This is a genomic window from Bacillus sp. FSL K6-1003 (genome assembly GCF_037964945.1).
In the GTDB taxonomy this organism is placed as follows: Bacteria; Bacillota; Bacilli; order Bacillales; family Bacillaceae; genus Bacillus; species Bacillus mojavensis.
On sequence record NZ_CP150176.1, the window covers coordinates 1,076,348 to 1,089,354 of the forward strand.

Below are 13,007 nucleotides of genomic sequence, written 5' to 3' on the forward strand. Positions count from 1 at the left end.
CAAAATTGTTTTGTGATAGATCATCTAAAGAGGGTGTAAACAGTGGGTAAAAAGAAAATGGGGCTTCTCATTATGGCGTACGGCACGCCTTACAAAGAAGAAGATATAGAGCGTTATTATACACATATTAGAAGAGGCAGAAAGCCTGAGCCTGAAATGCTTCAGGATCTGAAAGACAGATATGAAGCAATCGGGGGCATTTCACCGCTTGCCAAAATCACAGAGGAACAGGCTTATAAACTTGAACAGCACTTAAACGAGATTCAGGATGAGATTACGTTTAAAGCGTATATCGGGCTGAAGCATATCGAGCCGTTTATTGAAGACGCTGTGGCAGAGATGCATAAGGACGGCATTACAGAGGCGGTCAGCCTTGTATTGGCACCGCACTTCTCCACATTCAGCGTGCAGTCCTACAACAAACGTGCGAAAGAAGAGGCTGAAAAACTCGGCGGGTTAACAATTACGTCTGTCGAAAGCTGGTACGATGAGCCGAAGTTTGTGAAATATTGGGTTGACCAAGTGAAGGACACGTACGCGTCAATGCCGAAGGAAGAAAGAGAAAACGCGATGCTCATTGTTTCCGCGCACAGCCTTCCGGAAAAAATTAAAGAGTACGGAGACCCATACCCGGATCAGCTTCATGAATCCGCGAAGTTGATCGCTGAAGGAGCAGGCGTATCTGAATACGCTGTCGGCTGGCAAAGTGAAGGCAACACGCCTGATCCGTGGCTTGGACCTGACGTGCAAGATCTGACACGTGATTTATTTGAACAAAAAGGCTATCAAGCATTCGTATATGTGCCTGTCGGATTTGTCGCGGACCATTTAGAAGTGCTTTATGACAACGATTATGAGTGCAAAGTGGTGACTGACGATATCGGCGCCAGCTATTACCGGCCGGAAATGCCAAACGCTAAACCGGCATTTATTGATGCTTTAGCAACAGTCGTTTTGAAAAAATTAGGACGTTAAAGAAGGCGATGAACATGAGTGACGGCAAAAAGCATGTAGTCATCATCGGCGGCGGCATTACCGGTTTAGCCGCCGCCTTCTACATGGAAAAAGAAATTAGAGACAAAAATTTGCCGCTTGAGCTGACGCTTATTGAGGCAAGCCCGAGAGTAGGCGGAAAAATCCAGACAGTCAAGAAGGAAGGCTATATCATCGAAAGAGGGCCTGACTCATTCCTGGAACGAAAAAAAAGCGCTCCGCAGCTTGTCAAAGACTTAGGTCTTGACCATCTGCTTGTGAACAATGCGACCGGACAATCCTACGTGCTTGTCAACCGCACTTTGCACCCGATGCCGAAGGGAGCTGTAATGGGAATACCAACCAAAATCGCGCCGTTCTTGTCAACGGGGCTGTTTTCTCTGTCAGGGAAGGCGAGAGCTGCCATGGATTTCATCCTGCCCGCAAGTAAATCAAAAGAGGATCAGTCACTGGGCGAATTTTTCCGCAGACGTGTCGGGGATGAAGTTGTCGAGAATTTAATCGAGCCGCTTTTATCAGGCATCTATGCAGGTGATATCGACAAACTCAGCCTGATGTCAACATTCCCGCAATTCTATCAGACGGAACAAAAGCACAGAAGCCTGATCCTGGGGATGAAAAAAACAAGACCTCAAGGCTCCGGCCAGCAGCTGACAGCCAAAAAACAAGGGCAGTTTCAGACGCTGACAACAGGCCTGCAGACGCTTGTCGAAGAGATCGAAAATCAACTAAAGCTGACAAAGGTATACAAAGGCACAAAGGTTACCAACATTAGCCGAGAGGGCACGGGCTATTCGCTTGATCTTGATAACGGCGTATCCCTTGATGCCGAATCAGTGATTGTAACAGCCCCGCATAAAGCTGCCGCGGGAATGCTTTCCGATTTGCCGGCTGTTGCAAACCTGAAAAACATGCATTCCACATCTGTGGCGAATGTCGCCTTAGGCTTTCCGGAAGGTACCGTCCAGATGGAGCATGAGGGCACGGGCTTTGTCATTTCAAGGAACAGTGATTTCGCGATCACAGCTTGTACGTGGACGAACAAAAAATGGCCGCACGCAGCGCCGGAAGGCAAAACACTGCTTCGGGCATATGTCGGAAAGGCCGGAGACGAATCCATCGTCGACCTCTCAGATAACGACATTATCAACATTGTGCTGGAAGACTTAAAGAAAGTAATGAAAATCAACGGCGAGCCGGAAATGACATGTGTCACACGCTGGCATGAAAGCATGCCTCAATACCATGTCGGCCATAAACGGCGTATCAATGAGCTCCGAGAAGCTCTGGCTTCCTCCTATCCTGGTGTGTACATGACTGGTGCATCCTTCGAGGGTGTTGGAATTCCGGACTGTATTGATCAAGGAAAAGCAGCTGTGTCAGATACGCTGAAATATTTATTCGACTAAACCTCCGTACCGGTACGGAGGTTTTTTGTGTCTAGGTGATGGCAATATTGTGTAAAAAATGTTTGAATTGTTCAGCATGGTATGATACATTTGCATATGTACTTATTGACTAAAATGTTCAAATGGTCAGTTTTGAGGTGATATAAATGTCAATAGATCGAAGAAATCTCATTTTGGAGGCTGCCACAAAGTCTTTCACACAGTTTGGCTATAAAGCGACGACAATGGATTTGGTGGCGAAGCTTGCGAACGTGGGAAAAGGAACCATCTATACGTTTTTCAAAAATAAAGAAGAGCTGTTTGACGATATTTTCTCTACGTTATTGAGAGAAATGAAGCAAAAAGCCGACGAAGCGATGGAGCCTGATCTCCCGTTCCATGAAAATGTCCACAGGGCGCTGTTTGCCATTCTGGAATTCAGGAAAACACATCAGCTGACGATTAAAATTTTTCAAGAAAATGCTGAGATTGGTACAATGGCAGTTCAGGACGTGATTCAGAAAATGGAGCGTTCCATTCTTTCTTATATTAAAAATAAGATAGAAGAGGGTGTCGAAAACGGAGATATCAAGCCATGTGATCCTGAGCTGACGGCTTTTGTCATGTTGAAGCTTTATATCGCGCTCATTTTTGATTGGGAAAAACAGCATCCTCCGCTTGATAAAGAAACGATTGCGGAACTGCTTGAGTTGTATGTTGTCAAAGGATTGTCAGCCAACTAGATAATCCTTTCTCTTTACAAGAAAATGACCATTTTTCATGATGAGTCAGTTTTAGAATGGAGGCATCAGGATGAACACAATACGAAGTCAATGGAAAGACATCGTAACGAGTAAAAAATTATTGATTCCCATCATCGCCATTTTGTTTGTCCCGCTTATTTACAGCGGTGTTTTCTTAAAGGCTTATTGGGACCCGTACGGCACAGTTGACCAGCTGCCTGTCGTTGTCGTTAACCAGGACAAAGGAACGACATATGAGGGAGAAAAGCTTCAAATCGGTGATGATCTGGTAAAAGAATTAAAGGATAATAAAAGCTTTGACTGGCATTTTTCCAATGATCTCGACCAATCATTAAAGGACTTATTAAATCAAAAATACTATTTAGTAGTCGAGATTCCAGAAGACTTCTCTAAAAACGCCAGCACTGTAATGGACAAAAATCCGAAAAAACTGGATTTGAAATACCATACGAATGCCGGTTCAAACTATGTAGGGGCAACGATCGGCGAAAAAGCGATTGATAAACTGAAAGCTTCTGTTTCTAAAGAAGTGACCGAGCAATATACGAAAGTTATTTTTGATAACTTTAAAGATATCGCAAAAGGTTTGAGCGACGCGAGCAGCGGCGCGAAAAAAATTGATGACGGCACAAAGGATGCGAAAAACGGAAGCGCCCAGCTGAAAGAAAACCTGGAGAAGCTGACAGAAAGCACTGCGACAATCAGCGACAAAACGGCGCAGCTTGCAGCAGGGGCAGCTAAAGTAACAAGCGGCATTCAATCGCTCGACAGCTCGCTCGGCAAATTCCAGGACAGCAGCAAAACCATTTATGAAAATTCAGGAAAAATTGCCGCGGGGTCAAGTGAGCTGACAGGCAAGCTGAATGAACTTCTTGCCGGCCAGCAGACATTGCAGCAGGGATTTCCAAAGATTACAAACGGGCTGGATCAGCTTAATACAAAGGCCGCAGAGGCTTCTCAGAAAGTAGAAAAAGCAGAGAAGGTCATAAACGCAGTCGATTTGACACAGCTTGAAACAGCTGTCAGCAACCTTGAAAAATCTGAAACTGCGATGAACGAATTTAAAAAGCAGCTGACAGAGTTTGAAAACAGCTTAAAAAACCGTGATCAGGCATTTAAAAATCTGATCAATTCAAGCGAGTTCTTAACAGCGGAGCAAAAAAGCCAGCTGATTCATTCTGTTGAGAAGAAGCTACCACAAGTGGATGCGCCTGATTTTGACCAAATCATAAGCCAGCTCCCTTCAGTGGATCAGCTTCCTGACATTTCAACGATTAAAGCCTCTCTGGAAGATGTAAAAGAGCAGGCGGCACAGCTGAAAGCTATGCCGGAAGCTACATCTAAGCTTTATAACGGTGCAAAAGCGACGCAAGATGCAATTGACAAATTAACTGAAGGAACCGAGAAGATATACAACGGTTCACAGCAGATCACAGATAGCCAAAATAAACTGACAGCCGGTATTGGAGAATACAATAAACAGTTTGGTAAAGCAAAAGCAGGCTCAGAACAATTGGTGACAGGCGGCAGCCAAGTGTCAGGCGGCTTACTGAAACTGTTAGACGGTTCTAAACAAATTCAAAATGGATCATCAAAACTCGCTGAGGGATCTGAATCGCTTGATACAGGTTTAGGCAAGCTTCTGGACGGCACAGGACAGCTGTCTAATAAGCTGAATGATGCGGCTGACCAAACAGGGGATATCAGCGCTGATGATGAAACATACGGTATGTTTGCAGATCCGGTGAAAACCAATGACGACGCCATACATTCCGTCCCTAACTACGGAACAGGACTGACGCCTTATATCCTGTCAATGGGCTTGTATGTCGGCGGCATTATGCTGACGGTCGTATTCCCGCTGAAAGAAGCATCGGGCCGTCCGAGAAATGGATTTGAGTGGTTCTTCAGTAAATTTAATGTCATGATGCTGGTGGGAATCATTCAATCGCTTATTGTGGCGACAGTTCTTCTTCTCGGAATCGGTCTCGAGGTGGAGAGCACATGGAGATTTTACGTGTTTACGATCATTACAAGTCTCGCTTTCCTTGCAATGATACAATTTTTGGCCACGACGATGGGCAATCCGGGACGGTTTATTGCAGTCATTATCTTAGTACTGCAGCTCGGGGCCAGCGGAGGAACCTTCCCGTTAGAATTGCTTCCGCATTTCTATCAGGTGATCCATGGCGCGCTGCCGATGACCTACAGCATAAACGGGTTCAGAGCAGTGATTTCAAACGGAGATTTCGGCTACATGTGGCAGATGGCCGGTGTCTTAATCGGCATTGCTCTTGTCATGATCGCGCTGAGCATTACCTACTTTACGATCTTAAGCCGGAAGGAAGACACTTCAGAAGAACAGCCGGCTTCCTAATGAAAAAGACCTTGTTTCTCAGGAAACAAGGTCTTTTTTTATTTAACATCCCATTTGACCAGAAGTCCGGTATACGTTAATCCTCCGCCAAATCCGAAAAGCATCAGGGTTTGGTCTTTTTTCAGCTTCCCGGCTTTCACTGCCAGATCAAGGGCCAAAACAATAGAGACTGAGGATGTATTTCCGTAGTATTCGACACTGGTGAGTGTTTGTTCAATCGGAAACGGTGTTTTTTCACAAATCGATTCGATCATGCGCAAGTTGGCGCTGTGGGGAACAAACCAATCAAGATCATCACGGCTGAGCCCTGCTTTGTGTAAAAGATGTTCAAATTCACGGGGAACGGTTCTTGCGGCCCACTTGTACACTTCGCGTCCGTTTTGGACCATTTTCCCTGAATCCGCAAGCGGCATGCCATTGAGTTCGCTCCGCAGTCCTGCCCGATACAAAATATCTGCACCTTTTCCAGATGTTCCTTGGACGGAGGCGAGGAATCCCGGTGCCTCTTCAGTTCGTTCAACCAATAGTGCGCCCGCAGCATCGCCGAACAGAACGCATGTCGTTCGATCTGTATAATCAGTCACTTTTGACAATGTTTCTCCGGCGATGACGAGAATTTTTTGATGAAGCCCGGATGTAATCAATCCGTTTGCCAAATGGAGACCGTATGTCAGTCCTGCGCATGTCGCATTGATATCTAACGCGCCGGTGTTCTCCCAGCCGAAATATTCCTGCACCCGGCAAGCCGTACTCGGAAAGGCATAATCTGCTGTTGTTGTGGCGACGAGAATCATATCCACATCTTCAAGTGTTCCGTCGTAACGGCTCTCGAGATCTTTCACTGCTTCAATGCAGAGGTCTGAAGTGAACTGCTGCTCATCGGCAATCCGCCGTTCTCTCATTCCTGTGCGCTGAACAATCCATTCATCAGACGTATCTACGATTTTTTCCAGATCCGTATTGGTTAAACGCCGGCTTGGCGCATAGGTGCCGATTGCTGTAATGTTTGCTTTTGACATCATAACAACTCCTTTTATTATCAGATTATAACACTAGATATTAGTATCTGGTACTAAAAAGAGGGTTTTTGATAAAAAAAGAGAAACTGTCAATAGAAAACCAGAAAAGGAGGGAAAAAATGGTCAGTCAAGGAGCGATAGCCTCTATGATCATTTCAGGGGCTATTGCGTTTTTGTTGCCGATCGGACTGATGATATGGTTTAGGCGAAAGTATCATGCTTCGCTTAAGGTGTTTTTTATTGGCGCTCTTACGTTTTTTGTCTTTGCTCAGCTGTTGGAGGGCGGCGTTCATGTTTATGTGCTGCAAATGAATGAAACAACAAAAGAAGTGATGAAGCATCCAGTGTGGTATGCCCTTTACGGATGCTTGATGGCCGGGATTTTTGAGGAGTGCGGAAGGTATATCATGATGCGTTTCTTTATGAAGCGCCGTCTTTCTTGGGCGGACGGTCTGGCCTTCGGAGCGGGCCACGGCGGTCTGGAGGCGATCCTAATAACCGGCTTGTCCAGCATTACGCTTATCGTGTACGCTTTTGCGATCAATAGCGGCACTTTTGAACAGCTTTTGATTCATCAAGATGTGAAGCAGGCGCTTATGCCGATTCAGGCGCAGCTGCTGAATACACCTTCGTATGAATGGCTGCTCGGCGGAATGGAAAGAATCAGCGCCATCTCTGTCCAAATCGGTCTGTCACTGCTTGTGCTATATGCGGTTAAAAGCCGCCGGCCGCTGTTTTTGCTGTATTCGATACTCTTACACGGGCTCTTTAATGTACCGGCGGTTTTATACCAAAAAGGAGTGATAGAACATGCGGCGGCTGTTGAACTCATCGTTGCTGTGATAGCCGCGGCATCAGTGGTTTGGATTGTAAAGGCAAAAAGGCTGTTTCAATAAAAAATCCAAGCAGCAGTAACAGCCCGCTTGGAAAAATATGAATGAAATATTCGTTTAGGCATGGGGTATCAGAATATTTCTGATTCAGTCCTTAGCAATGACAGCAAGAGTGGCAGCGTTTTTTGCAAGAGCAATTTCTTTTCTTTTTCTTCTTTTTCTCGCAAGGGTCATGGCATTCTTTCTCTTTCTTGCAATGGTCGTGGAAATCTTTATCGAACCACTCGTCAAAGAACCAAAAATCATCGAACCAATGGTGACAATGACATTTCTGTTCATGTGAATGACGACAGCACATAGATATCCCTCCTCTTCCCATGCTTACTACAGCATATGAAAGATTGATAGGAAAAGATTGGACGGGTCTATCAGGAAAAGAGTATATTTTAAATAGATAATAAAAGGAGGAATGTCCGATGACGTCCGTTCGGAAAACGATGGAGCTGATTAAAGAACTTGTGTCTATCCCAAGTCCGACAGGGAATACATATGAGGTGATCAAATACGTTGAACACCTTTTAAAAGAATGGAAGGTCGAAACGGTTCTGAACCATAAGGGGGGGTTGATTGCCACACTTCCGGGCCGCGATACATCCCGTCACAGAATGCTGACGGCGCACGTTGACACCTTGGGCGCAATGGTGAAAGAAATTAAGGCAGACGGCCGGCTGAAAATTGATTTGATCGGCGGTTTCCGCTACAACTCGATTGAAGGGGAGTATTGCCAAATTAAAACGGCCTCGGGTAAAACGTATACGGGGACCATTTTAATGCACCAAACGTCTGTTCACGTGTACAAAGACGCGGGAAAAGCGGAGCGCAATCAAGAGAACATGGAAATTCGCCTGGATGAGCCTGTGCACTGCCGTAAGGATACGGAAGAGCTTGGCATTGGCGTCGGGGATTTTGTTTCATTTGATCCCCGTGTCGAGATCACATCAAGCGGATTCATTAAATCACGCCATTTAGATGACAAAGCAAGCGTAGCCTTGTTGCTTCGCTTAATTCATCAAATTCAAACAGAAGACATTGAACTGCCGTATACGACTCATTTTCTGATTTCTAATAATGAAGAAATCGGATACGGCGGAAACTCCAATATTCCTGCTGAAACTGTTGAATACTTGGCGGTGGATATGGGCGCTATCGGTGACGGGCAGGCGACAGACGAATATTCGGTTTCGATTTGCGTGAAGGATTCGAGCGGTCCGTATCATTATCAGCTGAGAAAGCATTTGGTCGATTTAGCTGAAAAGCATCATATTGACTATAAGCTTGATATTTATCCATATTACGGGTCGGACGCCTCAGCAGCGATCAAATCAGGTCACGATATCGTGCACGGCCTGATCGGGCCGGGAATTGACGCTTCGCACGCTTTTGAGCGCACGCATAAGTCTTCCCTCCGTCATACAGCGAAGCTTCTGTATTATTATGTGCAATCACCGATGGTATAAGAGGGAGGAAACGAATGAAAATCCATGAGCTGAAAAGCACTTTTGGCTGGGAGGGCGATGAAGGTCTTGGAGAACAGCTGATCCAGCAAATCCTTGCTGGAGAAAAAACGGCCACCTGCGCGCCAAAGTCGTTATATACAAATGATGAACTGAGTGAGGTATATCAAACAGCGGGACAGCTTGTAACCGTTTATGATAAACATGATAACCCGAGATGCAATATAAAAGTGACAGATGTGTTTGAAACGACCTTTGGAGCGCCTGATATGAGATTAGTCAAAGGCGAGGGCAACGGAGACCGAATTGATGAATTTCAGGAGGACCATCGGAGAGCATGGGCGGAGCTGATCAAAAACGGCGAAATGGAGCTGAATGAGGAGACTGTTTTGATTACAGAACTGTTTGAGCTAGTTCAAGATTAAAAAAAAGCCTGCGGGGCGATAAGAACCCCGTAGGCTTTTTGATTAACCGGAAATGGTTGCGTTTTGATCTGCTTTAGATTGGGTCATGACAGCTTCTGCTTTTGCAGGATTAAACATGCCTTCCCATTTAGACATGACAACGGCAGCAAGTGCGTTACCAGTCAGGTTTACAACTGTACGTGCCATGTCCATAATACGGTCTACACCGGCAATAAAGGCAAGTCCTTCTGCCGGAACACCGATCGTGCCCAGTGTTGCAAGCAAGACGACAAAAGAAGTTCCCGGAACGGCAGCCATTCCTTTAGATGTCACCATCAAAACTAATACAAGCGTAATTTGGTGCCAAATCGTTAAATCAATGCCATATACCTGTGCCAGAAACAGCGCGGCAATAGACTGATAGAGAACGGAGCCGTCTAAGTTAAACGTATATCCAATTGGGATAACGAAAGATACAATACCTTTCGGACAGCCGATTTTCTCCATTTTTTCCATGATGCGCGGAAGAACGGTTTCAGAGCTGGACGTACTGAACGCCAATAAAATTTCGTCCTTCATATAAGCTAGGAATTTGAAGATGCTGATGCCGGCAATTTTTCCGACAATCCCAAAAACGACGATTAAGAAGAAAGCAAGCGCGACATATACCAACCCGACAAGCTTTCCGAGAGATAGAAGAGAACCGAGTCCGAATTTAGAGACAGTAACTCCGATTAGAGCGAAAACCCCGAACGGCGCTACTTTCATCACAAGATTTACCACATGGAACATCGAATGGGAAACGCCTTCAAAAAAGGCTAATACTGGCTTGCCTCTTTCACCGATTGCGGAAATTCCCAACGCAAATAGTACGGTAAAGAAGATGATGGCAAGAAGATCCCCTTCGACCAAGGATTGGAAGAAGTTTGTCGGCACAATGTGCAGGAATGTTTCTGCCACTGATTTATTGCTTTGTTCTTTTTCTGTTTCAACATATTGACTGATGTCTGTTTTTTGAGCTTCGTGTATATTAACTCCTGTACCCGGGTGGAAGATGTTTGCAAGGGCTAGTCCGAGAATGATGGCAAAGGTCGTAATAATCTCAAAGTACAGAATTGTTCTGAAGCCTAATTTACCAACTTGCTTTCCATTTCCGGCTCCGGCTACACCGATGATTAAACTGGAGACAACAATAGGAATCACTATCATTTTGATTAAGCGTAAAAAGAGATCCCCGATTGGCTGCAGATAAGTAGGCAGTGCTGGGTTGCCGTACCAAATAACGCCAACAATAACACCTAGAATAAGTCCAACGAATATTTGCGTGGCTAATCCAAACCTAATTCTTTTCATAGATTACCTCCCAAAAAACAAAGTATCAACATATATCATGAATAGACATATATTTAATCTCACTATTAGATCAAATTATAATAGATAAGAAATAGGTTCGTCTATAGTAAATTATATTTCGAAAATATAGAATATTCAAAAATAGAAAGTGAATCACCAGAATTATCTAAAAACAGGTGAGCTTTGACCCAACCCTAACTATTATTTCAATATAAAGAGAAGTTAGAAGAATGAAGAAAATCTCACACTATATGCGTGAGATTTTCGCCTCTTTACATATCGCTTACTTTTATACAGTCGTTGCAAATATTTCCATAACACTCATGCTGCTCATCTATCTTTTTTCCGCATTCCGTGCACTTTTTCGAAGGCAGGTTTCTAAAAAATTCAGTAATTTTCCCTAGCATAACCAATCCCTCTTTCCCCTTTGTAATGTCTTCATTGTAATATAACAGAAAGTAAAATTCAATATCTGTTTTGATACAATGTTTAAAACATGCTTTTTTTTAGAAAAATGGGTATATTGAAGGAGGATCAATTTTCTTTTAAAAAGAAGGAGGACATTATGAAAGTTACAGTTATCGGATGCTACGGCGGTTTTCCGGCCGCAAATGAAGCGACGTCGGGCTACTTGTTTCAATCGGGGGATTATTCATTGCTTGTGGATTGCGGAAGTGCCGTGTTATCTAAGCTGTTTGGATATGTCCCGGCGGAAAAGCTGAATGCTGTGGTTCTGTCTCATTATCACCATGACCATATTGCCGACATTGGGCCGCTGCAATTTGCCAAGCAAGTCGGATCGTTCCTCGGCAAAGGAGAGCACACGCTTCCGATTTACGGACATGATGCTGATATAGAACAGTTTCAAAAGCTTACATATAAAACGCATACGCAAGGGATTGCCTATCAGCCTGATCAGCCGCTGACTGTCGGTCCGTTTACGATTACCTTTTTAAAAACGGTTCACCCGGTGACTTGTTATGCGATGCGGATTACTGACAGCAGCCATACTGTTGTGTATACTGCTGATTCGAGCTATCAGGATTCATTTATTCCGTTTGCGACAAATGCTGATTTATTGATCTCAGAATGCAATTTTTATGCTGATCAAGACGGGACAAGCGCAGGCCATATGAACAGCTTGGAAGCAGGGCGAATTGCAGAAGAAGCGGGAGCGGGCGAGCTGCTGTTGACCCATTTGCCTCATTTCGGCGTGCATGACAATCTTCGCAAAGAAGCCAAGACCGTTTTTAACGGGGAAGTGAACATTGCGAAATCTGGTTTTGTGTGGGAAGGATAAAGGAGGAGCACCATGTTATTTATTGACAATCAACATATCAATGATCCGCGGATCAATCTGGCCATCGAGGAGTATTGCCTGAAATATTTAGACCCTGAACAGCCGTATTTGCTTTTTTACGTGAATCAGCCGTCTATCATCATCGGAAAAAACCAAAATACAATAGAAGAAATCAATACAAAGTATGTAGAGGAAAACGGAATTATCGTCGTCCGCCGTTTATCTGGCGGCGGGGCTGTGTATCATGATTTAGGGAATTTGAATTTCAGCTTTATCACGAAGGATGACGGTGACAGCTTTCATAATTTCAAAAAATTCACTGAGCCGGTGATTCAAGCGTTACATCAGCTTGGAGTGGAAGCGGAATTAAGCGGCCGGAATGATATTGTGGTAAATGGACGCAAAATATCAGGGAACGCCCAATTTGCCACAAGAGGCCGCATCTTCAGCCACGGCACCCTCATGTTTGATTCAGCCATTGATCATGTTGTGTCCGCTTTAAAAGTCAAAAAGGATAAAATTGAATCAAAGGGCATCAAATCAATCAGAAGCCGTGTGGCAAACATCAGTGAGTTTCTTGATGATAAAATGACAACCGACGAATTCCGCAGTCATTTGCTCAGACATATTTTCAATACAAATCACATTCAAGATGTGCCGGAGTATAAGCTGACTGAAAAAGATTGGGAAGTCATTCGCAAAATCTCGGAAGAACGCTATCAAAATTGGGACTGGAACTACGGCCGCTCACCCAAATTTAACCTGAACCATTCGAAGCGTTATCCGATCGGGTCCATAGATTTGCGTTTGGAAGTAAAAAAAGGGAAAATTGAAGACTGCAAAATTTTCGGTGATTTCTTCGGTGTGGGCGATGTATCGGAAATCGAAAACCTGCTGATTGGAAAGCAATATGAGCGCAGTGTGATTGCTGATGCCCTGGCTGATGTGAATCTGAAGCATTATTTTGGGAACATTACGAAAGAAGATTTTCTTGATCTGATTTATTAATGTGAAACACATTGTTTGAAAGGAAATTTGTGTTTTGAAATAATGGAGGCGGGA

At 44.4% G+C, this 13,007-nt stretch carries 13 protein-coding genes; 10 read left to right on the plus strand and 3 right to left on the minus strand.

Going from position 1 to position 13,007, the window contains the following annotated elements:
- The first annotated feature begins 42 nt into the window (after positions 1–42).
- The 4 genes from hemH (at position 43) to NSU16_RS05505 (ending at position 5,522) form a co-directional block, all read left to right on the plus strand.
- Positions 43–975, plus strand: coding sequence for a ferrochelatase (hemH, locus tag NSU16_RS05490; RefSeq protein ID WP_010333609.1), 933 nt, complete (start codon positions 43–45; stop codon positions 973–975).
- A 14-nt stretch (positions 976–989) separates the two neighbouring features.
- A complete protein-coding gene (hemY, locus tag NSU16_RS05495; RefSeq protein ID WP_339192262.1) occupies positions 990–2,402 on the plus strand; it encodes a protoporphyrinogen oxidase in 1,413 nt (470 codons plus the stop codon).
- Positions 2,403–2,548: 146 nt separating this feature from the next.
- Positions 2,549–3,124 carry a TetR/AcrR family transcriptional regulator gene (locus NSU16_RS05500; protein WP_339192263.1) on the plus strand — a complete coding sequence of 192 codons (576 nt, stop codon included), beginning with the start codon at positions 2,549–2,551 and terminating at the stop codon, positions 3,122–3,124.
- Positions 3,125–3,194: 70 nt separating this feature from the next.
- Positions 3,195–5,522: a YhgE/Pip domain-containing protein gene (locus NSU16_RS05505; protein WP_339192264.1), complete on the plus strand. Its 2,328-nt coding sequence runs from the start codon at positions 3,195–3,197 to the stop codon at positions 5,520–5,522.
- Positions 5,523–5,560: 38 nt separating this feature from the next.
- Here the strand turns inward: NSU16_RS05505 and fabHB are convergent, their stop codons facing one another.
- A complete protein-coding gene (fabHB, locus tag NSU16_RS05510; protein WP_339192652.1) occupies positions 5,561–6,541 on the minus strand; it encodes a beta-ketoacyl-ACP synthase III FabHB in 981 nt (326 codons plus the stop codon).
- A 119-nt stretch (positions 6,542–6,660) separates the two neighbouring features.
- Between fabHB and NSU16_RS05515 the strand changes: the two genes are divergently transcribed.
- The 4 genes from NSU16_RS05515 to NSU16_RS05530 all read left to right on the plus strand — a co-directional run bounded on the left by NSU16_RS05515 (position 6,661) and on the right by NSU16_RS05530 (position 9,313).
- A complete protein-coding gene (locus NSU16_RS05515; protein ID WP_268504810.1) occupies positions 6,661–7,437 on the plus strand; it encodes a YhfC family glutamic-type intramembrane protease in 777 nt (258 codons plus the stop codon).
- A 97-nt stretch (positions 7,438–7,534) separates the two neighbouring features.
- Entirely contained in the window at positions 7,535–7,717 is a 183-nt protein-coding gene (locus tag NSU16_RS05520) for a hypothetical protein (protein ID WP_238933070.1), read from the plus strand.
- Between the two features lie 133 nt (positions 7,718–7,850).
- On the plus strand, positions 7,851–8,891 hold the full coding sequence (locus NSU16_RS05525) for a M42 family metallopeptidase (RefSeq protein ID WP_339192265.1): 1,041 nt from the start codon (positions 7,851–7,853) through the stop codon (positions 8,889–8,891).
- Between the two features lie 14 nt (positions 8,892–8,905).
- Entirely contained in the window at positions 8,906–9,313 is a 408-nt protein-coding gene (locus NSU16_RS05530; protein WP_326192550.1) for an ASCH domain-containing protein, read from the plus strand.
- Between the two features lie 42 nt (positions 9,314–9,355).
- Here NSU16_RS05530 and gltT read toward each other — a convergent pair whose 3' ends face one another.
- Together gltT and yhfH are read right to left on the minus strand one after the other, a co-directional pair.
- Positions 9,356–10,645 carry a glutamate/proton symporter GltT gene (gene gltT / locus NSU16_RS05535; protein WP_010333617.1) on the minus strand — a complete coding sequence of 430 codons (1,290 nt, stop codon included), beginning with the start codon at positions 10,643–10,645 and terminating at the stop codon, positions 9,356–9,358.
- Between the two features lie 272 nt (positions 10,646–10,917).
- Positions 10,918–11,052: a protein YhfH gene (gene yhfH, locus NSU16_RS05540; RefSeq protein ID WP_010333618.1), complete on the minus strand. Its 135-nt coding sequence runs from the start codon at positions 11,050–11,052 to the stop codon at positions 10,918–10,920.
- A gap of 158 nt (positions 11,053–11,210) precedes the next feature.
- Between yhfH and NSU16_RS05545 the strand changes: the two genes are divergently transcribed.
- Complete coding sequence (locus tag NSU16_RS05545; RefSeq protein WP_339192266.1) at positions 11,211–11,945, plus strand: MBL fold metallo-hydrolase; 735 nt, start codon at positions 11,211–11,213, stop codon at positions 11,943–11,945.
- A gap of 12 nt (positions 11,946–11,957) precedes the next feature.
- On the plus strand, positions 11,958–12,953 hold the full coding sequence (gene lplJ, locus NSU16_RS05550) for a lipoate--protein ligase LplJ (RefSeq protein WP_168747339.1): 996 nt from the start codon (positions 11,958–11,960) through the stop codon (positions 12,951–12,953).
- The last annotated feature ends 54 nt before the right edge of the window (positions 12,954–13,007 follow it).